This is a genomic window from Acidovorax sp. GW460-11-11-14-LB4, assembly GCF_059423685.1.
The window spans coordinates 1-22,643 of the sequence record NZ_JBWKYJ010000051.1 but is presented as its reverse complement, the minus strand read 5'-3'; the positions used below and the strand labels follow the sequence as shown (position 1 = coordinate 22,643).

18 protein-coding genes are annotated in these 22,643 nt (G+C 63.2%); 14 read left to right on the top strand and 4 right to left on the bottom strand.

From position 1 onward, the window contains the following. The first annotated feature begins 15 nt into the window (after positions 1–15). The 10 genes from lpxD (at position 16) to AC07X4_RS16825 (ending at position 10,659) form a co-directional block, all read left to right on the top strand. Positions 16–999, top strand: coding sequence for a UDP-3-O-(3-hydroxymyristoyl)glucosamine N-acyltransferase (gene lpxD / locus AC07X4_RS16870; RefSeq protein WP_056743618.1), 984 nt, complete (start codon positions 16–18; stop codon positions 997–999). 16 nt (positions 1,000–1,015) lie between these two features. Continuing rightward, the gene (gene fabZ, locus AC07X4_RS16865; protein WP_056067207.1) at positions 1,016–1,456 is read left to right on the top strand and encodes a 3-hydroxyacyl-ACP dehydratase FabZ; all 441 of its coding nucleotides are present in this window, start codon (positions 1,016–1,018) and stop codon (positions 1,454–1,456) included. A gap of 21 nt (positions 1,457–1,477) precedes the next feature. Continuing rightward, positions 1,478–2,266, top strand: coding sequence for an acyl-ACP--UDP-N-acetylglucosamine O-acyltransferase (lpxA, locus tag AC07X4_RS16860; protein WP_494740713.1), 789 nt, complete (start codon positions 1,478–1,480; stop codon positions 2,264–2,266). A gap of 10 nt (positions 2,267–2,276) precedes the next feature. Next, complete coding sequence (lpxB, locus tag AC07X4_RS16855; protein ID WP_494740712.1) at positions 2,277–3,440, top strand: lipid-A-disaccharide synthase; 1,164 nt, start codon at positions 2,277–2,279, stop codon at positions 3,438–3,440. Beyond that, complete coding sequence (rnhB, locus tag AC07X4_RS16850; RefSeq protein WP_494740711.1) at positions 3,406–4,038, top strand: ribonuclease HII; 633 nt, start codon at positions 3,406–3,408, stop codon at positions 4,036–4,038. Before lpxB ends, rnhB begins: the two co-directional genes overlap by 35 nt. Before the next feature lie 20 nt (positions 4,039–4,058). Further along, positions 4,059–4,832: a TrmH family RNA methyltransferase gene (locus tag AC07X4_RS16845; RefSeq protein WP_494740710.1), complete on the top strand. Its 774-nt coding sequence runs from the start codon at positions 4,059–4,061 to the stop codon at positions 4,830–4,832. A 265-nt stretch (positions 4,833–5,097) separates the two neighbouring features. After that, positions 5,098–6,261, top strand: coding sequence for a glutamine-hydrolyzing carbamoyl-phosphate synthase small subunit (gene carA, locus AC07X4_RS16840; RefSeq protein WP_494740709.1), 1,164 nt, complete (start codon positions 5,098–5,100; stop codon positions 6,259–6,261). Beyond that, positions 6,261–9,506, top strand: a complete 3,246-nt coding sequence (gene carB, locus AC07X4_RS16835; RefSeq protein WP_116749504.1) for a carbamoyl-phosphate synthase large subunit — start codon at positions 6,261–6,263, stop codon at positions 9,504–9,506. Before carA ends, carB begins: the two co-directional genes overlap by 1 nt. A gap of 201 nt (positions 9,507–9,707) precedes the next feature. After that, positions 9,708–10,184 (top strand): transcription elongation factor GreA, encoded by a 477-nt coding sequence (greA, locus tag AC07X4_RS16830; protein WP_056067220.1) that lies wholly within the window; start codon positions 9,708–9,710, stop codon positions 10,182–10,184. A 28-nt stretch (positions 10,185–10,212) separates the two neighbouring features. Then, complete coding sequence (locus AC07X4_RS16825) at positions 10,213–10,659, top strand: DUF4149 domain-containing protein (RefSeq protein WP_099732064.1); 447 nt, start codon at positions 10,213–10,215, stop codon at positions 10,657–10,659. Positions 10,660–10,738: 79 nt separating this feature from the next. On the opposite strand, the gene AC07X4_RS16820 is transcribed toward AC07X4_RS16825, so the two are convergent. Continuing rightward, positions 10,739–11,470, bottom strand: coding sequence for a glycosyltransferase (locus tag AC07X4_RS16820; protein ID WP_494740720.1), 732 nt, complete (start codon positions 11,468–11,470; stop codon positions 10,739–10,741). A gap of 44 nt (positions 11,471–11,514) precedes the next feature. Beyond that, positions 11,515–11,988, bottom strand: coding sequence for a YhbY family RNA-binding protein (locus tag AC07X4_RS16815; protein ID WP_056067223.1), 474 nt, complete (start codon positions 11,986–11,988; stop codon positions 11,515–11,517). 105 nt (positions 11,989–12,093) lie between these two features. Between AC07X4_RS16815 and AC07X4_RS16810 the strand changes: the two genes are divergently transcribed. From AC07X4_RS16810 to glmM, 4 genes are all read left to right on the top strand, one after another. Further along, positions 12,094–12,759: an RlmE family RNA methyltransferase gene (locus AC07X4_RS16810; RefSeq protein WP_056743603.1), complete on the top strand. Its 666-nt coding sequence runs from the start codon at positions 12,094–12,096 to the stop codon at positions 12,757–12,759. Between the two features lie 171 nt (positions 12,760–12,930). Further along, a complete protein-coding gene (ftsH, locus tag AC07X4_RS16805) occupies positions 12,931–14,850 on the top strand; it encodes an ATP-dependent zinc metalloprotease FtsH (protein WP_056067227.1) in 1,920 nt (639 codons plus the stop codon). Positions 14,851–14,973: 123 nt separating this feature from the next. Further along, a complete protein-coding gene (gene folP / locus AC07X4_RS16800) occupies positions 14,974–15,804 on the top strand; it encodes a dihydropteroate synthase (protein ID WP_494740708.1) in 831 nt (276 codons plus the stop codon). Positions 15,805–15,894: 90 nt separating this feature from the next. Next, complete coding sequence (gene glmM, locus AC07X4_RS16795) at positions 15,895–17,229, top strand: phosphoglucosamine mutase (protein ID WP_116749507.1); 1,335 nt, start codon at positions 15,895–15,897, stop codon at positions 17,227–17,229. A 62-nt stretch (positions 17,230–17,291) separates the two neighbouring features. Here the strand turns inward: glmM and AC07X4_RS16790 are convergent, their stop codons facing one another. Both AC07X4_RS16790 and AC07X4_RS16785 read right to left on the bottom strand, forming a co-directional pair. Continuing rightward, entirely contained in the window at positions 17,292–19,523 is a 2,232-nt protein-coding gene (locus AC07X4_RS16790; RefSeq protein WP_121943257.1) for a sensor domain-containing protein, read from the bottom strand. Between the two features lie 188 nt (positions 19,524–19,711). After that, positions 19,712–22,627: a bifunctional diguanylate cyclase/phosphodiesterase gene (locus AC07X4_RS16785; protein WP_494740719.1), complete on the bottom strand. Its 2,916-nt coding sequence runs from the start codon at positions 22,625–22,627 to the stop codon at positions 19,712–19,714. Between the last annotated feature and the right edge of the window lie 16 nt (positions 22,628–22,643).

The window sequence follows — 22,643 nt, the reverse complement described above, 5'->3', positions numbered from 1 at the left end:
CAAGACAGGTGGCGCGTGAGCAGCTTGCTTCTCGGGCACATTGTTGATGCGCTCGGTGGTTCGCTGGAAGGAGGTGCGCGGGAAACCGTCATCGCCCGCATTGCGCCACTGGAGGTTGCGGGTCCGGGAGACCTCAGTTTCCTGAGCAATCCCCGCTACCAACAGCAACTGGCCGCCTCCCGGGCGGCCTGTGTCATTGTGGCGCCTGCCATGCGCGATACCGCATTGGCGCGCGGCGCATGCATCGTGGCCGACAACCCGTATGTGTACTTTGCCCGTGCCACCCAGTTGTGGCGCCAGCGCAATACACCCGCGCGGACGTCCGGTGTGCACTCCAGCGCAGTGGTTGATCCCTCGGCGCAGGTCCACCCCTCGGCCACCATCGGTCCTCTGTGCGTGATCGAACGGGGGGCCTCGGTGGGCGCAGATACCGTGCTCAAGTCGCGCGTCACCGTGGGCGAGGGCTGCAGCATCGGCGCGCGTTGCATCGTCCATGCGGGCGTGGTCATTGGCGCTGATGGTTTCGGTTTTGCGCCGGAAAACGGGCAGTGGGTCAAGATCGAGCAACTGGGTGCCGTGCGCATTGGAGATGACGTCGAGATTGGCGCCAACACCTGCATCGACCGGGGTGCGCTGCAGGACACGGTGATCGAAGACGGCGTGAAGCTCGACAACCTGATCCAGATCGGGCACAACGTGCGCATCGGCAAGCACTCGGCCATGGCTGGGTGTGTAGGCGTGGCGGGCAGCGCCACCATCGGGGCGCATTGCACGGTGGGCGGTGGTGCCATCGTGTTGGGGCACCTGGAGCTGGCTGACAACGTGCACATCTCGGCCGCGACGGTGGTCACCCGATCTCTCACACGGCCTGGCCAGTACACCGGCATGTTCCCCATCGACGACAATGCGCGCTGGGAAAAAAACGCTGCCACACTCAAACAATTGCACAGCCTGCGCGAGCGCATCAAGGCGCTGGAGCTGGCCCTCAAGGCAGCATGAACGGAAGAACAACTCGATGATGGATATTCACGCAATTCTCAAACAACTGCCCCACCGCTACCCGTTTTTGCTGGTGGACAAGGTGATCGAGTTAGAGAGCAACACCCGCATCAAGGCCATCAAGAACGTCACGTTCAACGAGCCCTATTTCATGGGGCATTTCCCTGGCCGTCCGGTGATGCCGGGTGTGTTGATCCTGGAAGCACTGGCCCAAGCTGCGGGCCTGCTGGCGTTCGATGCCATGGGCAAGGTGCCCGATGAGAACAACATTTACTACTTTGTCGGTATCGATGGCGCGCGGTTCAAGCGCCCTGTGGAGCCCGGCGACCAGTTGATCCTGACCATCACCATCGACCGCGTGCGCGGTGGCATCTGGAAGTTCAAGGGCGTTGCGAGCGTGGGCGAAGAGGTGGCCTGCGAGGCCGAACTCATGTGCACCATGCGCAACGTCGGTTGACCGGTTCAGGCCTGTTGGATCGTGAGCAATATCCACCCCACAGCCATCGTTGCGAACGGCGCCCGCCTGGACCCTACGGTCACGGTGGGGCCCTACGCGGTCATTGGCGAGCATGTGTCGATCGGCGCGGGCACCACAGTTGGCGCGCACTGCGTGATCGATGGGCGCACCACGATTGGCGCTGACAACCGCATTTTCCAGTTCAACTCCATCGGCGCCATCCCGCAGGACAAGAAGTACGCAGGCGAGCCGACCGAGCTGGTCATCGGTGACCGCAACACCATCCGCGAGTTCTGCACGCTGAACCTGGGCGTGCCCCAGGCCGGCGGCATCACCACCGTGGGCCATGACAACTGGATCATGGCGTACACCCACATTGCGCACGATTGCCATGTGGGCAACCACACCACGCTGGCGAACAACACCACGCTGGCAGGGCATGTGCACCTGGGCGACTGGGTGACGGTGGGCGGACTCACGGGCATCCACCAGTTCGTCAAGATTGGTGCGCACGCCATGGTGGGCTTTGCCAGTGCGGTGTCGCAGGACGTGCCGCCTTTCATGCTGGTGGATGGCAATCCCCTGGCCGTGCGCGGTTACAACGTGGTGGGGCTGCGCCGCCGTGGCTTTTCGGCCGAGCGCATTGCCGCGGTCAAGCAGATGCACAAGCTGATTTATCGGCAGGGCCTGACGCTGGAGGCCGCGCGTGCCGCCATTGCAGAGTTGGCGCAGTCCGCACCACAGGCCGGTGACGATGCGGCGATGATGGAGCGGTTCCTGGCCGACGCCACGCGCGGCATTGCGCGCTGAGGGCTGGGCGATGGCAGATTCCCCCCGCGTCGCCATGGTGGCGGGCGAGACGTCGGGCGACTTGCTGGCGGGCTTGCTCATCGATGGCATGCAGGCGCATTGGCCCGGGCTGCAATCCTGCGGCATTGGCGGGCCGCAGATGGCGCGCCGCGGTTTTACTGCCTGGTGGCCCAGCGACAAGCTGGCGGTGCACGGCTACAGCATGGAGGTGCTGCGCCGGCTGCGCGAGCTGCTGGGCATTCGCAAACAACTGCGCGAGCGCCTGCTCAAGGACCGCCCCGACGTGTTCATCGGTGTGGATGCGCCCGATTTCAACCTGGGCCTGGAGGCCGATTTACGCGCTGCCGGCATCAAGACCGTGCATTTTGTGTGCCCGTCCATCTGGGCCTGGCGTGCGAATCGCGTCGACAAGATCCGCCGCAGCGCGGACCATGTGCTGTGCATCTTCCCGTTTGAGCCAGAGCTGCTCGCGCAGCACGGCATTGCCGCCACCTACGTAGGTCACCCGCTGGCGGGCGTGATTCCCATGGTGCCGGACCGTGCAGCCGCGCGTGCGCAATTGGGTCTGAAGGATGAGGACGAAGTCCTGGCCATCCTGCCAGGGAGCCGCTCCTCCGAGATCCAGTACATTGCCCAGCCATTCTTTGAGGCTGCAGCGCTAGTACTTAAAGCGCGACCAGCTATTAAATTGATAGTGCCTGCAGTGCCCGCACTGCGTGATCGCATCGAGCAGTTGGCGCGCGCGTGCGGTCTGGGCGATGCCTTGCAAATCACCACGGGCCAGTCGCACACGGTGCTCGCAGCGTGTGATGCCACGTTGATTGCCAGCGGCACCGCGACGCTGGAGGCCGCGCTCTTCAAGCGGCCCATGGTCATCGGCTACCACATGCACCCGCTCAGCTGGTGGCTCATGCGCCGCAAGCAGTTGCAACCCTGGGTGGGCCTGCCCAACATCCTGTGCTGCGAGTTTGTGGTGCCCGAGCTGATCCAGGACGCCGCCACGCCCCAGGCGCTTTGCGCAGCCACGCTGGACTGGCTGGACGCAAAGCGCCAAGATCCCCCAAAAATTGCAGCCCTGGAGCAGCGCTTTACGGCGCTGCACGAGAGCCTGCTGCGCAACACCCCCCAACTGGCTGCCGATGCGATCCAGAAAATCCTCGCTCCCACTGCCTGAGCAGGCCTGCCTGCCCTGGCACCCGCCCGGCCTCGTGGCTGGCGTGGATGAGGCTGGCCGTGGCCCCCTGGCCGGGCCCGTGGTGGCAGCGGCTGTGATCCTGGACGACCTGCATCCGATTGCGGGCTTGGCCGACTCCAAGAAACTCACGACCGCGCGGCGCGAGAAGCTCTACGACGAGATCCGCGCCAAGGCCCTGTGCTGCAGCATTGCCGAGGCCAGCGTGGAAGAGATTGACCAGCTCAACATCCTGCAGGCCACGCTGCTGGCCATGCGCCGTGCCGTCATGGGGCTGCGGCTCAAACCGGCCATGGTGCTGGTGGACGGCAACCGGCTGCCCGTGCTGGACGTTCCTGCGGAGGCCATCGTCAAGGGCGATGCGCTGGTGCCAGCCATCTCGGCGGCCTCCATCCTTGCCAAGGTGCACCGCGACCGCTGGTGCGCGCAGGTGCATGACGAGTTTCCGCAGTACGGCTTTGCCGGCCACAAGGGGTACGGTACGGCCGTGCACATGGCCGCCTTGCGCGAACACGGTGCCTGCATTTACCACCGGCGCTCGTTTGCGCCGGTGGCCCAGAACCTGCGCGCCGGATCCTGACCGGGCGCTGAAAATTTGCCATGACCTCCTCGTCCGTGACCGCCATCCATTCCCGCGATAACACCTTCGTCAAGGATTTGCGCCGTTTGGCCCAGGATACGACGGCGTACCGCAAGCAGGGCCGTGTCTGGCTTGAAGGCGATCATTTGTGCCGCGCTGCGCTCGCACGGGGGCTGCGGGCATCGGTGGCGGTGTTTTCGGAGTCCTTTTGGCCGCAGGCGCAGGTGGAATATGCTGGCGCAGCTACAAAATTCATAGTCCTTGCCGATGCACTGTTTGCGGACGTGAGCGGGCTGGAGTCGCCCGCCTCGATGGGCTTTATCCTGGACTTGCCCGCACCGGCTTCACTCCAGCCCAATGCGCCCACCGTGGTGCTGGACAGGGTGCAGGACGCGGGCAATGTGGGTTCCATCCTGCGCAGCGCCTCGGCGTTCGGGTTTCGCCAGGTGGCCGCCATCAAGGGCAGTGCCGCGTTGTGGTCGCCCAAGGTCTTGCGGGCGGGCATGGGGGCGCATTTCGCACTCGACCTGATCGAGGGGCTGGCGCTGGACGACCTCGCCGCCCTGCAGGTGCCGCTGCTGGTCACCAGCTCGCACGCGGGCGACTTCCTGCACCGCGCCGCCTTGCCCTGGCCCTGCGCCTGGGTGATGGGCCACGAAGGGCAGGGCGTCAGCCCGGCCCTGGAAGATAGGGCTTCTTTGCGCATCCGCATTGCCCAACCCGGTGGCGAGGAATCGCTGAATGTGGCGGCTGCTGCGGCCATCTGCCTGCACGCGAGCGGAGCAGGGCGCTGACGCTGTCTGTGCCCGCAGCGGTGCTATGGGCGTCCAAGGCGAGCTTGGGGCTCGCAGGTCATAGACGCTGGTATCAGGGTTATGCAAGGCGTGCATTGCGGAGGTGTCAGCGACGGAGGGTATAATCGGGAGCTTTTCTCGCAACAGCGTCGCCCGACCGCACCCAAAGCAACAACCCATCTGAGAGCAGCCATTGGCACCATCGCGCTTCTAGTGTGCGAGTGGTCTGCAGGCGCCGGGCGACCGTAACCATCCGGAGAACCCAGTGCTTTTGTCTCTCAAGGGAAACTTCCCGCCCGCCATCCTGGCGCTCGCAGACGGCACGGTCTTTATCGGTAACTCGATCGGTGCCACCGGCACCACGGTCGGTGAAGTGGTGTTCAACACCGCCATCACCGGCTACCAGGAAATCCTCACCGACCCCAGCTACTGCCAGCAGATCGTCACCCTGACGTATCCGCACATCGGCAATTACGGCGTCAATGCGGAAGACATCGAAGCCGATAAGGTCCATGCTGCAGGTCTGATCATCAAAGACCTGCCCCTTCTGGCCAGCAACTTCCGATCCACCGAAACGCTTTCGCAGTACCTCGTGCGCGAGAAGACGGTGGCCATTGCCAACATCGACACCCGCAAACTCACCCGCCTGCTGCGCGACAAGGGTGCGCAGAACGGCGCCATCCTGGGCCTGGCGGCTGGTGAGGCTGTGACGCAGGCGCGCATCGACGAAGCCCTGGCGGCTGCCAAGGCCGCGCCCAGCATGAAGGGCCTGGACCTCGCCCAGGTGGTGACCACCCCATCGACCTACACCTGGGACCAGACCGAGTGGAAGCTGGGTGCAGGCTATGGCACACAGGCTGCGCCGCGCTTCCACGTGGTGGCGTACGACTTCGGCGTCAAGAAGAACATCCTGCGCATGCTGGCCGAACGTGGCTGCAAGCTCACCGTGGTGCCCGCCAAGACGCCCGCGGCCGATGTGCTGGCCATGAAGCCGGATGGTGTGTTCCTGTCCAACGGCCCTGGCGACCCAGAGCCCTGCGACTACGCCATCGACGCCACCCGCCAGATCGTTGATGCAGGCGTGCCCACCTTCGGCATCTGTCTGGGCCACCAGATCATGGCACTGGCCAGCGGCGCCAAGACCTTCAAGATGGACAACAGCCACCATGGTGCCAACCACCCGGTGAAGGACCTGGACAACGGCCGCGTGAGCATCACCAGCCAGAACCACGGCTTTGCCGTGGACATGGCCTCGCTGCCCGCCACGTTGCGCCCCACGCACATCAGCCTGTTCGACGGCACGCTGCAAGGGCTGGAGCGCACCGACAAGCCTGCGTTCTGCTTCCAGGGCCACCCCGAGGCATCGCCCGGCCCGCACGACATCGCCTACCTGTTTGACCGCTTCACCGCGCTGATGGAGAAGAAATAATGCCAAAGCGCACAGACCTCAAATCGATCCTCATCATTGGCGCCGGCCCGATCATCATCGGCCAGGCCTGCGAGTTCGACTACTCCGGCGTGCAGGCCTGCAAGGCCCTGCGCGAAGAAGGCTACAAGGTCATCCTGATCAACAGCAACCCTGCGACGATCATGACCGACCCGGCCACCGCCGACGTCACCTACATCGAGCCCATCACCTGGCAGACGGTCGAGAAGATCATCGCCAAGGAACGCCCCGACGCCATCCTGCCCACCATGGGCGGCCAGACTGCGCTGAACTGCGCGCTGGACCTGTGGCGCAACGGCGTGCTCGACAAGTACAAGGTCGAGTTGATCGGTGCCACACCCGAAGCCATTGACAAGGCCGAAGACCGCCTGAAGTTCAAGGACGCCATGACCAAGATCGGTCTGGGCTCCGCGCGCTCCGGCATCGCCCACAGCATGGACGAAGCCTGGGCCGTGCAAAAGACCGTGGGTTTCCCCACCGTGATCCGCCCCAGTTTCACGCTGGGCGGTACCGGCGGCGGCATTGCCTACAACCCCGAAGAGTTCGAGACCATCTGCAAGCGCGGCCTGGAAGCCTCGCCCACCAACGAGTTGCTGATTGAAGAGTCGCTGCTCGGCTGGAAGGAGTACGAGATGGAAGTGGTCCGCGACAAGGCGGACAACTGCATCATCATCTGCTCCATCGAGAACCTGGACCCCATGGGGGTGCACACAGGGGACTCGATCACGGTGGCCCCTGCGCAGACGCTGACCGACAAGGAATACCAGATCATGCGCAACGCGTCGCTCGCGGTGCTGCGCGAGATCGGCGTGGACACGGGCGGCTCGAACGTGCAGTTCTCGGTCAACCCGAAGGACGGCCGCATGATCGTCATCGAGATGAACCCGCGCGTGTCGCGTTCGTCGGCGCTGGCCTCCAAGGCCACGGGCTTCCCGATTGCCAAGGTCGCCGCCAAGCTGGCCGTGGGCTATACGCTCGATGAGCTCAAGAACGAAATCACAGGCGGCGCCACGCCCGCTTCGTTCGAGCCTTCGATCGACTACGTGGTCACCAAGATCCCACGTTTTGCGTTCGAGAAATTCCCGACTGCCGACAGCCGCCTGACCACCCAGATGAAGTCCGTGGGCGAGGTCATGGCCATGGGCCGCACCTTCCAGGAGTCCTTCCAGAAAGCCTTGCGTGGCCTGGAAGTGGGCGTGGACGGCATGAACGAAAAGACCCAGGACCGCGAAGTGCTCGAAAAGGAACTGGGCGAGCCCGGTCCCGAGCGCATCTGGTACGTGGGCGACGCGTTTGCAATGGGCCTGTCGGTGGACGAGGTGTACGACCTCACCAAGATCGACAAGTGGTTCCTGGTGCAGATCGAAGAGATCGTGAAGATCGAACTCGAACTCGACCAGCTCGCCGCCGACAAGGGCGATGCGGCATTGGCTACGTTGGATGCCGACACGCTGCGCACGCTCAAGAAGAAGGGCTTCTCCGACCGCCGCCTGGCCAAGCTGCTCAAGACCACCGAGAAATCGGTGCGCGAAGCACGCCGCGCGCTGAACGTTCGCCCCGTGTACAAGCGCGTGGACACCTGCGCTGCCGAGTTCGCCACCAACACGGCCTACATGTATTCGACCTACGAGGAAGAGTGCGAAGCTGCGCCGACGGACAAGAAAAAGATCATGGTGCTGGGCGGTGGCCCGAACCGCATCGGCCAGGGCATCGAGTTCGACTACTGCTGCGTGCATGCCGCACTGGCCATGCGCGAGGATGGCTACGAAACCATCATGGTCAACTGCAACCCTGAAACGGTTTCGACCGACTACGACACCTCCGACCGCCTGTACTTCGAGCCGCTGACGCTGGAAGACGTGCTCGAGATCGTGGACAAGGAAAAGCCACACGGTGTGATCGTGCAGTACGGCGGCCAGACGCCGCTCAAGCTGGCACTGGGCCTGGAAGCCGAAGGCGTGCCGATCATCGGCACTAGCCCCGACATGATCGACGCAGCCGAAGACCGCGAGCGTTTCCAGAAGCTGCTGGGCGACCTGGGCCTGCGCCAGCCGCCCAATGCCACGGCGCGTACCGAAGCCGAGGCTTTGGAAAAGGCCGCCACGCTGGGTTACCCCCTGGTGGTGCGTCCTAGCTACGTGCTGGGCGGCCGCGCGATGGAAATCGTGCACGAGCAGCGAGACCTGGAGCGCTACATGCGCGAGGCCGTCAAGGTGAGCAACGACTCGCCCGTGCTGCTTGACCGCTTCCTGAACGACGCCATCGAGTGCGATGTGGATTGCCTGCGCGACCCCGAAGGCAAGACCTTCATCGGTGGCGTGATGGAGCACATCGAACAAGCCGGTGTGCACTCGGGCGACTCGGCCTGCTCGCTGCCGCCGTACTACCTCAAGCAAGCCACGGTGGACGAGCTCAAGCGCCAGTCTGCTGCCATGGCCGAAGGCCTGAACGTGGTGGGCCTGATGAACGTGCAGTTCGCCATCCAGGAAGTGGATGGCAAGGACGTGATCTACGTGCTGGAAGTGAACCCCCGCGCCTCGCGCACGGTGCCGTTTGTCTCCAAGGCCACCGGCATCCAGCTGGCCAAGGTCGCAGCGCGCTGCATGGCGGGCCAGTCGCTGGCTTCGCAGGGCATCACCAAGGAAGTGACACCGCCTTACTTCAGCGTGAAGGAAGCCGTGTTCCCCTTCGTCAAGTTCCCGGGCGTGGACACCATTCTCGGCCCCGAGATGAAGTCCACCGGCGAAGTGATGGGCGTGGGCAAGACCTTCGGCGAAGCCTTCGTGAAGAGCCAACTGGGCGCGGGTACGAAGCTGCCGACGTCGGGCAAGGTGTTCCTTACCGTGAAGAACAACGACAAGCCCCGCGCGGTGGACATTGCTCGCCAGCTGGTGGCGCTCGGCTTCGACCTGGTGGCGACCAAGGGCACCGCTGCGGCCATCGCCGAGGCGGGCGTCCCGGTGGTGGTAGTTAACAAGGTCACGGAAGGCCGTCCGCACATCGTGGACATGATCAAGAACAATGAGATTGTCATGGTCATCAACACAGTGGAAGAGCGCCGCAATGCGATTGCAGACTCTCGCGCGATCCGCACCTCGTCGCTGCTGGCCCGCGTGACCACCTTCACCACCATCTTTGGTGCCGAGGCGGCCGTCGAGGGCATGAAGTACCTGGACAAACTCGACGTGTATTCCGTGCAGGAACTGCACGCTCAACTGGCTGCCTGACCGGGTTTTTGCGGTGGCTTTTGCCACCGCAAACACGGCATAATTGCAGCCGAACTAACACCGCCGCGCGGCAACGTGCGGCGGTTTCCTTTTGTAGATGTGCCATGTGCACCCGCCAGTGTTTTGCGGGGCGCAGTGTGGCGACAGATCGGTGGAAGTGCATTGCACTTTCACCGTTTTGACTTGTGGAGACTCAATCTCATGGCCACCATTCCAATTACCAAGCGCGGCGCCGAAATGCTCAAGGAAGAGCTGCACCGACTCAAGACCGTCGAGCGTCCCGCTGTGATCTCGGCCATTGCCGAAGCGCGTGCGCAGGGCGACCTGAGTGAAAACGCCGATTACGACGCAGCCAAGGACCGCCAGGGCTTTATCGAAGGCCGCATTCAGGAGATCGAGGGCAAGCTCTCGGTGGCCCAGGTCATCGACCCCAGCGCGGTGGATGGTGGCGGCAAGGTGGTGTTTGGTGCCACGGTCGAGCTGGAGGACGAAGAGTCGGGCGACACGGTGAAATACCAGATCGTCGGGGAAGACGAGGCGGACCTCAAGCGAGGCCTGATCAATATTTCCAGCCCCATCGCGCGTGCCCTCATTGGCAAGGAGGAGGGCGACACCGCTGAGGTGCAGGCCCCCGGTGGCATCCGCCGCTATGAAGTGGTGGCGGTCAGCTACCAGTGATGGTGTGATGGCTGCCATGTGGCTGGGCATGCGCCCGCGACTTCCCGCTCTGGTGGCGGCCTTGTGGTGGGGCAGTCTCACCACCATCGGCTTTCTGGTGGTGCCGCTGTTGTTCGCCTCTCTGCCATCCCCTTCCCTGGCGGGACAGATGGCGGCCCGGCTGTTTGCGGCGCAAACTTGGGTGGCTGTGGTGTGCTGTGTGGTGCTGCTGCTCCTGTCCAGACCTCGGCACGGGGTGACCCAATATCCGTGGGCACGCGCTGCCATGCTGTTCGTTCTGGGCGGCCTGCTGCTGGCGTTGCTCAACCAGTTTGGTGTGGCGCCCCGCATTGTGGCCCGGCAGGACTTGCGTCTGTGGCACAGCGTGGGGACAGTGATGTACGCGGTGCAATGGGGCTGCGCCTTGGCAGTGTTCTGGCAAACGCTTCGGCCAGGAGCGCACACGGCAGTGGAAGAGCGGTCCGCCAGCGATTGACGGTCAGGCAAGCGACTCGCTGACAGACCTACTGCGGCGTGGACTTTTCTTTTGAGGACAAGCCTGCCCGCCGCCGCGCCTATTCGTGCCAGTGTTCCGCCACCCAGGTAGCTGGACGGATGTAGCGGAAGCGGCGGTTGCGCCTCCCCGCCAGCGCATCCGGGGGATTGCATTCCCCGTGAAAAATCACGATGCGTGCGCCGTCGGGCACAAACGGAGCGCGCCAGTAATTGGTGGGCCACGGCGGTATACCGTGGTACTTGAAACTGGGGCACCATGCAGCGGGCCAGTATTGCAGCTTGCCCTGCTTGTGCAAGAAGTCGGACAGGTAGGCCTGTTCGTTGCGAAACTGTGCGCGGATCTCCGCGAAGTGTTCGCGAAAATACGCCAGCACATCAGGATGGGCGCCAAGCTCGAAGCGGTAGACCGACGAGTTTCCCGTGATGCGCCATGGGCGTTTGTAGTCGTGAATGATCAGGAATTCGCCGGGCTGGGTGAAAAAATCATCCAGGCTGCCGGTGACGACCACGTCCACGTCCAGAAACAGGGCGGTGCCCCGCAGGCCATTCAAGTCTGCGCTGAACGTGGCCAGCTTGGTCCAGCCCCGCTCGGGAATGCCGGGCGGTAGATCCAGTGCAGGAATGGGCAGGCATTGCACTTCGCTACGGATTCCGGTGCTGTCATCGGTGAGGCAGACAAAACGGAAGTCTCCGCTCAGATGCCGGCGCACCATGGCGTACAGCCGGTTGACGTATTCGGGGCCGTATTTCGTGCCCCATTTCATGCAGAGGATGTGGCGCGTCGGCGCCATGCCGGCAGGTGCTGCAATGGTTGCAGATGCTGCTTCAGCGGTCATCAGTCAGCCTGGCGCTTCTTGATGGATTTTTGCTTGGGCTTGGCGCGCTTGATCTGGCCGCCTGACGTGAGGCGCTGGTTGCCGAGCACACGCAACTGCTTGATCTCGGGGCGCTGACCACCCCGTTTGCTGTACTTCAGCACCTTGACATCGCGTGGGCCGGGCATCCGGTCTTCGTCGATGGTTCGCTCTTTGACAGGCTGGGGCCGCCACAGCACCAGCAGTTTGCCGATGTGCTGAATGGGTGCAGCGTTGAGTTCGGCGGTCAGCTCCTGGTACATCAGCTCGCGCGCCACGCGGTCGTCGTTGAAAACACGCACCTTGATCAGGCCATGGGCGTTAAGGGCGGCGTCGATTTCCTTCTTCACGGCAGGGGTGAGGCCATCGCCGCCGATCAGGACCACGGGGTCCAGGTGGTGGGCATTGGCGCGTTGTTCCCGGCGCTCGGCAGGAGTCAGTTGAATTTGGGGCATACCCGTATTATGTCTGCGGCCCGTGGTGGGGTGACTCCACCTCCCAAGTGCGGCAAGGCTTTCAAGTCACCAGCTACAGCGATTGTCGAGAGACAATACCGCCATATGAAAGTCAAAACCCAGAGCAAGAAGGTGAACAAGGCGTGGCTCAACGACCACGTGAACGACACCTATGTCAAATTGGCACAGAAGGAGGGTTACCGCGCCCGTGCCGCCTACAAGCTCAAGGAGATTGACGAGCAACTGGGCCTCATCAAGCCTGGTTATACGGTGGTCGACCTGGGCTCCACACCGGGGGCGTGGAGCCAGTATCTGCGCAGGCGCATGTCGCCCGCGGGCGCCGCAGCGGGGCAGCTCAACGGGGTGATCATTGCGCTGGACATTCTGCCCATGGACCCTATTGAAGGCGTCACCTACTTGAACGGAGACTTTCGCGAGCCCGAGGTGCTGGAGCGCCTGGAGCGGGCGCTCGACGGCCGGGTTGTGGACGTGGTGGTGTCTGACATGGCGCCCAACCTGTCGGGCATCGAGTCGGCCGATGCAGCACGGATTGCGCATTTGGTGGAGTTGGCTGTGGATTTTGCGTGCAACCATTTGAAACCGGAAGGCGCCCTGGTGGTCAAGCTGTTCCATGGCAGCGGATACAGCGATCTGGTCACCCTGTTCAAGCAGACCTTCAAGGTCGTCAAACCCTTGAAACCCAAGGCGTCGCGCGACAAGTCGTCAGAAACCTTCCTGGTGGGCATGGGGCTGAAAAAGCAGCCTGTCTAGGCTTGCCTCAGATCAAGAATCCGTGAACTTTGGCTGCAAAGCCCGCGCTGATTCCATGGGCGTGAGGGGGAATAGAGCTGGTCCCGTGGCTTGAAAGACCTAAAATGGGCCGCACATGCGTGCCATGACGGCAGTGTGTCCGTTTTCTGTTCCCTGCAACTGGAGCCCCGCTTGAACAATCAGTGGTTTTCAAAAATTGCCGTATGGCTGGTCATTGCCATGGTGCTGTTCACGGTGTTCAAGCAGTTTGACACTCGCAGCGGCGCCAGTGCAGGCCACGTCGGGTATTCCGAGTTTCTGGACGAAGTCCGCAACAACCGCATCAAAAGCGCCACCATTCCCGAAGGGCTGAGTGGTGGCGAGATTGTTGCTGTTACCACCGATGATCGCAAGATCCGCACAAACGCTTCGGTGCTGGACCGTGGTCTGGTGGGTGACCTGCTGAATCACAACGTCAAGTTTGACGTGAAGCCTCGTGAGGAAGGCTCCTTGCTCATGACCCTCCTTGTCAGTTGGGGCCCCATGTTGCTGCTGATCGGCGTGTGGGTGTACTTCATGCGCCAGATGCAAGGCGGTGGCAAGGGCGGCGCCTTCAGCTTTGGCAAGAGCAAGGCGCGCATGCTGGACGAGAACAACAACCAAGTCACTTTCGCTGACGTGGCCGGTTGCGACGAGGCCAAGGAAGAAGTCAAGGAAGTGGTGGACTTCCTCAAAGACCCGCAAAAGTTCCAGAAGCTCGGCGGCCGTATTCCCCGTGGCCTGCTGCTGGTGGGGCCTCCCGGTACTGGCAAGACCCTGCTGGCCAAGTCCATCGCGGGCGAAGCCAAGGTGCCGTTTTTCAGCATCTCCGGCTCCGACTTCGTGGAAATGTTCGTTGGCGTGGGCGCGGCGCGCGTGCGCGACATGTTCGACAACGCCAAGAAGAACGCTCCCTGCATCATCTTCATCGATGAAATCGACGCGGTGGGCCGCCAGCGTGGCGCTGGCCTGGGCGGTGGCAACGACGAGCGCGAGCAGACCTTGAACCAGATGCTGGTCGAGATGGACGGCTTTGAAACCAACCTGGGCGTCATCGTGGTGGCCGCCACCAACCGCCCTGACATTCTGGACGCCGCCCTGCTGCGTCCTGGCCGTTTTGACCGCCAGGTGTATGTGACGCTGCCCGACATCCGTGGCCGCGAGCAGATCCTGAACGTGCACATGCGCAAGATCCCGATTGGTCAGGATGTGGCGCCTGGCATCATCGCCCGTGGTACCCCCGGCATGAGTGGTGCCGACTTGGCCAATCTGTGTAATGAAGCCGCCCTGATGGCTGCCCGCCGCAATGCGCGCACCGTGGAGATGCAGGACTTCGAGAAGGCCAAGGACAAGATCCTCATGGGCCCCGAGCGCAAGAGTATGGTCATGCCCGAGGAAGAACGCCGCAACACGGCTTACCACGAGTCAGGCCATGCGCTGATCGGCAAGTTGCTGCCCAAGTGCGACCCCGTGCACAAGGTCACCATCATTCCCCGCGGCCGTGCTCTGGGCGTGACGATGAGCCTGCCCGCGCAGGACCGTTACAGCTATGACCGCGAATACATGCTCAACCAGATTAGCATGCTGTTCGGTGGCCGCATTGCCGAAGAAGTGTTCATGAACCAGATGACCACCGGCGCCAGCAACGACTTCGAGCGCGCGACCCACATCGCCCGCGACATGGTCACGCGCTACGGCATGACCGATGCCCTGGGGCCGATGGTTTACGCCGAGAACGAAGGCGAAGTGTTCCTGGGCCGCTCGGTCACCAAGACCACCACCATGAGCGAACAGACCATGGAAAAGGTGGACATGGAAGTGCGCCGCATCATCGACGAGCAGTACAACCTCGCCCGCCGCCTGATCGAAGAGAACAGTGACAAGATGCACGCCATGGCCAAGGCCTTGCTCGAATGGGAAACCATCGATACCGAACAGTTGGACGACATCATGGCGGGCAAGGAGCCTCGTCCTCCCAAGGACTGGACGCCACGCACCCCTCCCTCTGGTGGTGATAACTCCAGTGGCGGCACTCCAGCTGTAGCCACGGATACTGCACCGACGGCAGCCTGACCGGGCTCGCGGTCCAGCCGTTTGAACGGGGCCTTGTGCCCCGTTTTTCATGGGGACCATCGTTTTTTCTTGCGGAATGCTTTGTCGAGCCGCTATTTCGAAATCTGCACGGGTGTGATCGGCATGATCTGGCAAACCTCTCGCTTCGCAATTGACTTGGTCCGTCCCCAGGTCATGGGCATCGTCAACGTCACTCCTGATTCTTTCTCCGATGGTGGGCGCCATGGCTCCACGGCTGCTGCGCTACGGCATTGCGAACAGCTGTTGAAAGAGGGCGCAGATATTTTGGATATCGGTGGTGAGTCCACCCGCCCGGGCAGCCCTGCTGTGCCGCTGGATGAGGAGCTGTCTCGTGTCGTTCCCTTGGTGCGTGAGGCTGTGGCGCTGGGTGTCCCGATTTCAGTGGACACCTACAAGCCGGAGGTCATGCGCGCTGTGCTGGATCTGGGGGCTGACATCGTCAACGACATCTGGGCCCTGCGGCAGCCAGGAGCTGCGGCAGCGGTGGCTGCGCACCCGCAGTGTGGTGTGTGCCTGATGCATATGCACCGCGACCCGCAGACCATGCAACAGGCGCCCATGGGGGGGGATGTGGTGCCTCAGGTGCTATCATTTTTGCAGCTGCAGGCGCATAATCTACTAGCGCTTGGGGTCGAAAAGGCTCGTATCCTGCTGGATGCGGGCATTGGTTTCGGCAAAACGGTGGAACAGAACTTTGCGTTGCTGGCACGACAGTCCGAGCTATTGGCCGCTGGCTACCCGCTGCTGGCGGGATGGTCGCGCAAGTCATCGCTGGGCACGATCACAGGGCTGGAGGTGAGCCAACGCATGGTACCCAGTGTGGCCGCCGCCTTGCTCGCGGTGGATCGGGGCGCGTCGGTAGTGCGTGTGCACGATGTACGCGAGACGGTGGCGGCACTGGCAGTGTGGTCTGCGATGCAGCGATCTGGCTGAGGGGCCAGTGATTCGAGAGCAGGTAGTGGGGCGCTAGGTCCTCGCCTTTGACAACAACATACTGAGATCCGTACGAGGAGACGCCAGAACATGACACGCCAATACTTTGGAACCGACGGCATTCGCGGCACAGTGGGGCAGCCGCCCATCACACCGGATTTTGTGCTGCGCCTTGCCCATGCTGTGGGTCGCGTGTTACGCCGCACGGAAGAGCGGCCCACAGTGTTGATCGGCAAGGACACCCGCATCTCTGGCTACATGCTTGAAAGCGCGCTGGAGTCTGGCTTCAACTCGGCAGGGGTGGATGTAGTGCTGCTGGGGCCGTTGCCCACGCCAGGCGTGGCTTACCTGACCCGCGCCCAGCGCGCCAGTCTGGGCGTGGTCATCAGCGCCAGCCATAACGCCTACCCTGACAACGGCATCAAGTTCTTCAGCGCGCAAGGCACCAAGCTGTCGGACGCCTGGGAGCTGGCGGTGGAAGCCGCACTGGCCGAACCACCCGTCTGGGTCGATTCGGCCAGCCTGGGCAAGGCCCGGCGCCTGGATGATGCGGCCGGGCGCTACATCGAGTTTTGCAAGAGCACGTTTCCCCAGGACCTGACGCTCAAGGGCCTGAAGATTGTGGTGGATGCTGCCCACGGAGCCGCCTATCAGGTGGCGCCCAAGGTATTCCACGAGCTGGGTGCGGAAGTGCTGTCGATTGGCTGCGCACCCGATGGCCTCAACATCAACCACGAGGTCGGTGCGACACACCCCGACGCGTTGGTGCGCGCTGTGCGCGCGAACCGTGCCGACTATGGCATTGCCCTGGATGGGGATGCAGACCGGCTGCAGATTGTGGACGCCACTGGGCGGCTGTACAACGGTGACGAGCTGCTGTACCTGATGGCCGCAGACCGCATGGGCCGTGACGAGCACGTGCCTGGCGTGGTGGGTACGCTGATGACCAACATGGCGGTAGAGGTGGCGCTACTAGCCAAGGGAGTGAAGTTTGTACGCGCCAAGGTCGGTGATCGGTACGTACTGGAAGAACTGGCGCGCCACCACTGGGTGTTGGGCGGGGAGGGGTCCGGGCATCTGCTGGCCCTGGACCGACACACCACCGGCGACGGTTTGGTCAGTGCCCTGCAGGTGCTGCAGGCTTGTGTGCGCAGTGGCCGCACGCTGGCGCAGCTGCTGGCAGGCATTACGCTCTACCCGCAGGTCTTGCTCAACGTCCGACTGGCGCCAGGGCAGGACTGGAAGGCCAACCGTTTACTGGCAGAGGCCACGCAGGCGGTGGAGCAGCAGTTGGGCTCCTCGGGCCGCGTACTGATCCGCGCCAGTGGGACCGAGCCTCTGCTGCGTGTGATGGTGGAGGCGCGCGACGCGCAGTTGGCCAGCTCTTGCGCTCAGCGCCTGGCCGACGCAGCCCGCGCGGGTTGAGGTCTTGGTCTATCGGCGGAGCGCAGCAGCGTCCGTCGCGCTGGAAGGGGTCTTGAGTCCGCTCAGTGTGCTGGTGTGTGTTGCCGCATGAAGCGTTCCAGCTGCTCCGCAGGCAGTGGCGTGCTGAAGTGGTAGCCCTGCGCTTCGTCGCAACCTTGTTCGTGCAAAAAGGCCAGTTGCCCCTCGGTTTCCACACCTTCTGCGGTAGTACGCATGCCCAGCGCCTGCGCCATGCGGATGATGGCGCTGACGATGGCGCGGTCGTTGCTGTCGTTGCCCAGGTCGCGCACAAAGGATTGATCGATCTTGAGCTTGAATATCTGGAACCGCTTGAGCTGGCTGAGTGACGAATAGCCCGTGCCGAAGTCGTCCATCGACATCCGCACTCCACGAGCATGCAACTGGTCCATAGTGGCCACCGCCGCATGGGGGTCGTCCACTGCCACCCCCTCCGTCAGCTCCAGTTCCAGCGAATCGGGGGGCAGGTCAAACTCCGCGAGCACCCGGCTCACCAGCTCTGGCAGCTGTGGCTGGCGAAATTGAATGGCTGACAGGTTCACTGCCATTGTGAGTTCGGGAAACCCGCAGCTGCGCCATGCCTTGAGCTGGGCCAGCGCTGTGCGCAGCACCCACTCGCCGATCTGCAGAATCTGGCCGCTGTCTTCGGCGATGGGGATGAACTCTCCCGGAGAAATCGCACCGAGCTGGGGGTGTTGCCAGCGCAGCAGGGCTTCCACACTGCGCACAGTACCCGTGGCCAGGTTCATCTGTGGCTGGTAGTGCAGGTGGAACTGTTCGCGCTCCAGCGCACGGCGCAATGCGTTTTCGAGCTGCAGGGCCCGTACCGACTGGGCCTGCATCTCGGGGGTAAAGAAGCGAAAGGTGTTGCGTCCGTCCAGCTTGGCGCGGTACATGGCCACGTCTGCCGACTGGGTCAAAGTATCGAAATCGTGTCCGTCCTGGGGGAACAGCGCAATGCCCATCGACGGGGCCATGGTCAGCTCGTGGTGATCGATCTGGTACGGCTGACGGGATGCCTCCTGCAACTTGCTGGCGACCCTGGCTGCACCCCGCGCGTCGGCGCCTGGCAGAAGCAGGATGAACTCATCCCCTCCCAGGCGCGACACCGTGTCCTTGTCGCGCACCACCGCACGCAGGCGCTTGGCAATTTCGACCAGCAGCACATCGCCCACCCGGTGGCCCAGAGAGTCGTTCACATGCTTGAAGTGATCCAGATCCAGGAAGATGACGGCCAGCGGCGTCTGGTTCTCCTGCGCCACCCGAATGGCCTGCTGCGCACGTTCTGCCAGCAGAGCACGGTTGGGCAGACCGGTCAACGCATCGTAGTGGGCCAACCAGTAAATGCGCTCTTGGTCGGCCTTGCGGTCATTGATTTCACGGTGCAGGTTTTCCACTGTCTCGCGCAGCTCGCGCGTGCGGTCTTGCACCTGCCGCTCCAGCTCCTCATGGGCCTGGGCCAGCACCGCCTGCGCGCGTTTGCGGTCGGTGATGTCCATGGTGATCCAGATGGTCCCCTGGGCAGGGTCGGCGGGATCGATGCATTTGCTGCGTACTTCGCAAATCACAGGGGTGCCGTCCTTGCGGCATAGCTCCACCTCGCCCTCGTACGACTGTCCGGCCACCAGCGAGGGGTAGCAGCGGTCGCCCACTTCTTGCCAGGCAGCATCGCTGGCGTACCAGCGACGCGACGAGCTGCCCATGAGTTCGCCCGGCTCGAAGCCCAGCATCTGCTCAAAATGGTGGTTGCAGCGGGTCAGATGCCGGTCTCGCAGAAAGACGATGCCGACCATCGCGCTGTCAAACAGCAACTGCTTTTCCCGCACAGCGGCATTCAGCGCGGCGTGGGCACGCTTTTGCTCATCGATGTCGTCCACGATCCAGATCGAGCCTTCTCCGGTGTCGTGCGGATTGATCAGGCGCCCCGTGAGGCTGCCCCAGAACAGTGTGCCGTCCTGACGACGCAACTGGCGTTCAATCCGGAATGACTGCCCCTGGGCCAGCGCGGGATAAGCCGTGCGCCCGAGGTCCCGGAATGCATCCCGGTCTGGATAGAAGGCTTCGGTGTTGAGCCCTACCAAGTGGGCGGGGCTGGCATAGCCGAAAATTTCGGCATACCGCTGGTTGCAGCGCACCACGCTGCGCTGGCGCAGGAACACGATACCCACTCCCGCGCTGTCCAGGAGGGTTTGTTGTTCACGCAAGGTGCGTTGCAGGGGGGTGTCAGGGGGCACTCCGGCGCGCTGCGAGGGCGGAGTGCTGAACAGCGAATACATAAGACCAGAACAGGCGGCAGGGCCAGACGGCCTCAGAAAAGTGTGCCAAAGTGTAGCAGCGGCAGCTTACAAGCCGTTTGAGGGTATGCCTCAGGTACAGCGCTGCAGGTTCTGCCGTACGGCTGATGCAAGTGCAGTCGCTAAGAGCTCTGGCGCGAGAGGGTGCAGAGACACGTTGCCCGGCTTTTTTAGCGTCCCAAGTGTTCCCGCAGATAGGCCTCAAAGGCATCGGCTGCCAGGGGGCGGCTGAACAGGTAACCCTGGCCTTCGTCGCAGCCCTGCGCGCGCAGAAACTCCAGCTGGCCATCGGTCTCCACCCCCTCGGCGGTCGTCTGCATGCCCAAGGCCTGCGCCATGCGGATGATGGCGCTGACAATGGCCCGGTCATTGGCGTCGTCGTCCAGGTCGCGCACAAACGACTGGTCGATCTTGAGCTTATAGATCTGGAAGCGCTTGAGGTAGCTCAACGACGAATATCCCGTGCCAAAGTCATCCATCGACAGCCGGACGCCCCGGTCATGCAATTGGTCCATCATGGCCAGTGCAGCAGCGGGGTCGTCTACCGCAGCCCCCTCGGTCAGCTCCAGCTCCAGCCGACGCGCAGGCAATCCGGCTTGTTGCAGGCAGCGTGTCACCATCTCGGGCAACTGGGGGTGACGGAACTGCACCGCCGACAGATTGACTGACACAGCCCGCAGTGGCAATTGAAGGTCCAGCCAGCGCTTGGCGTCATGCACGGCAGTGTTCAGCACCCACTCGCCAATTGCGACGATCATGCCGCTGCTTTCTGCCACAGGGATGAACTCCGCCGGGGACACCATGCCCAGCTCGGGGTGGCTCCAGCGCAGCAGCGCCTCGGCACCGACTACTTGGCGCGTGGTGAGTGACACCTGGGGTTGGTAGTGCAGCTCGAACTGGTTGCGTTCCAGTGCCCGGCGCAGTGCGTTTTCGATCTGTAAGGCTCGGGCGGTCCGCGCCTCCAGGTCGGCGGTGAAAAAGCCAAAGCGGTTGCGCCCGCTTTGCTTGGCACGGTACATGGCGGCATCAGCGCGCTGGTACAGGGTGTCGAATGAGTCTCCGTCCGCCGGATACATGGCAATGCCTACGGACAGGGTGGTGGTGAGTTCGTAAGGCTCCACCTGAAACGGCTGCGCCACGGCCATCAGCAAACGGTTGGCTACGTCGGCCGCCTGCAGGGCCGAGGCAGCGGGTAGCAGCAGCAAAAATTCATCCCCTCCCAGGCGCGATACGGTGTCCTGTGTGCCCAGCAGGGACTCCAGCCGTCGCGCTACTGCCACCAGCAGGATGTCGCCAATGCGGTGCCCCAGCGAGTCGTTGACGTTCTTGAAGTGGTCCAGGTCCAGGAACAGCAAGGCCAGCGTTCCGCCCCGCGCTTGCTCTTGTTCGATGTGGCGTTGGGCGCGCTCTGCCAGGAGCGCACGGTTGGGCAGGTCAGTGAGGGGGTCGAAATGCGCGAGGCGCTGGATGCGGTCCTGAGCCTCGCGTTGCAGGGTGATGTCGCGGAACAGCGTGATGGAGTGGGTGGTGCTGCCATTGCCATCGCGCACGCGGCTGACGGACAGCCACTGGGGGTAGGTCGATCCGTCCTTGCGGCGGCCCCAGGCTTCGCCTTCCCAGTGCCCTTCTTTGGTGAGATGGGTGTACACCAGGTCGGCATCGAAGTCTCGGGTGGACTCTGCCACCGTGAGCAGGCGCATCGACTGACCTACGGCCTCCGCTTCGGAGTAGCCGGTGATGCGGCTGAATGCCCGGTTGATGCGCACGATGGTCTGGGCCGCATCGGCAATCACGATGGCCTCGCCGCTCTGGTCAAACACCTGGGCCGTCAACTGCAGTTGTTCTTGCGACCGCTTGCGTTCTGAAATGTCGCGGGACAGCACGATGAACCTGGGTTTTCCTCCCGCTGATCCCGCCTTGCGGGCCGCAGAAAGTTCGAACCAGGTGGCCCCCAGGCCAGGCAGGTCCAGCATGATCTGGCGTCCAGTGGACCATCCCTGGGATTGCGCTTCATTGAGCACATCCATCACCGTCAGTGCAGCCAGGGCAGGTAACACCTCGGTGACATTGCGGCCGATCAATTGCTCAGCAGGCCCCATGAGCAACTCGGCACGAGGGCTGTGCACGCTGCAATAGCGGCCGTCCTGGTCGATTTCAAACAACGGATCGGGAATTGCATCGATGGTGGCGCGCAGCTGCTGCTGTGTGGCCTGGATCTCGGAGGTCCGCTGGGCCACCTGTGTCGCCAGACCGCGCTCGTGCACCTTCAATTCGACCAGCAAGCGCGCCAGGTAGCCCATCAGCAACGCAAACAGCAAGCCCAAGGCACAGCGCAGAGCCAGCACATCTGGCGCGCCCCATCCCTTGGCGGGTGTCAGGCTGAGCGTCCACTGGCCATTGGGCAGGGTCAGGGACCGGCCAACAGCGTCACCGGTGGGCGGAGGGTCAGACGTCGCGATGGTCTGCTCCTGGTTGTTATCCGGGCGGACACGCCACAATCGATAGTGAAAACCCCGTTCCTTGAGCTGGGGCAACCGGGCGGTGGCCAGCACCTCGGGCAGACGGATGGTGACGTAAGTAAAACCCCAGAAGCTCCTGCGCCCCAGGTCATCTTCCAGGTACACCGGTTGGCGCCCCACGACGCCCAGGCCGCCCTGGACCAGCTCCATGGGCCCCGCCAGCGTCAACACGCCGGACTCGCGGGCACGCGCGGACTCCGCCCCTTGGCGGGGGTCGTTGAGCTGGTCAAAACCAATCGAATTTTCGTTGCCTGCACGGGGAACAACCTGCTGCACTACCCCTCCCGGGGACAGACCCATGGCCGCGATGCCCGGGTAGAAAGGCAGCATCTGCACGCCGATTTCTTCGAACTGGGGAACGTTCCCGTGGCCCTGGCGCACCAGCGCCACCAGGGTGTTGTTGGCCGACAGTGCCAACTCGATGGCGCGCTGCAGGGCCTGGACATGATCGCCCGCCACATCGGCGGCTTGGGTGCGCTGCTGCGCACGTTCCTGGCGTTCCAGCGTCCAGATCAGAGCACCAGCGCAGGCTGCTGCCAGCACAAACACAGCCACAAAGGCTGCGATGGGGCTGCGTGTGGGG

Excerpts from the sequence above, each read along its gene's own strand:
- fabZ (WP_056067207.1), top strand. The coding sequence starts at position 1,016 with ATGATGGATATTCACGCAATTCTCAAACAACTGCCCCACCGCTACCCG.
- lpxB (WP_494740712.1), top strand. The coding sequence starts at position 2,277 with ATGGCAGATTCCCCCCGCGTCGCCATGGTGGCGGGCGAGACGTCGGGC.
- rnhB (WP_494740711.1), top strand. The coding sequence starts at position 3,406 with ATGCGATCCAGAAAATCCTCGCTCCCACTGCCTGAGCAGGCCTGCCTG.
- AC07X4_RS16845 (WP_494740710.1), top strand. The coding sequence starts at position 4,059 with ATGACCTCCTCGTCCGTGACCGCCATCCATTCCCGCGATAACACCTTC.
- carB (WP_116749504.1), top strand. The coding sequence starts at position 6,261 with ATGCCAAAGCGCACAGACCTCAAATCGATCCTCATCATTGGCGCCGGC.
- greA (WP_056067220.1), top strand. The coding sequence starts at position 9,708 with ATGGCCACCATTCCAATTACCAAGCGCGGCGCCGAAATGCTCAAGGAA.
- AC07X4_RS16825 (WP_099732064.1), top strand. The coding sequence starts at position 10,213 with ATGCGCCCGCGACTTCCCGCTCTGGTGGCGGCCTTGTGGTGGGGCAGT.
- AC07X4_RS16820 (WP_494740720.1), bottom strand. The coding sequence starts at position 11,470 with ATGGCGCCGACGCGCCACATCCTCTGCATGAAATGGGGCACGAAATAC.
- AC07X4_RS16815 (WP_056067223.1), bottom strand. The coding sequence starts at position 11,988 with ATGCCCCAAATTCAACTGACTCCTGCCGAGCGCCGGGAACAACGCGCC.
- AC07X4_RS16810 (WP_056743603.1), top strand. The coding sequence starts at position 12,094 with ATGAAAGTCAAAACCCAGAGCAAGAAGGTGAACAAGGCGTGGCTCAAC.
- folP (WP_494740708.1), top strand. The coding sequence starts at position 14,974 with ATGATCTGGCAAACCTCTCGCTTCGCAATTGACTTGGTCCGTCCCCAG.
- glmM (WP_116749507.1), top strand. The coding sequence starts at position 15,895 with ATGACACGCCAATACTTTGGAACCGACGGCATTCGCGGCACAGTGGGG.
- AC07X4_RS16790 (WP_121943257.1), bottom strand. The coding sequence starts at position 19,523 with ATGTATTCGCTGTTCAGCACTCCGCCCTCGCAGCGCGCCGGAGTGCCC.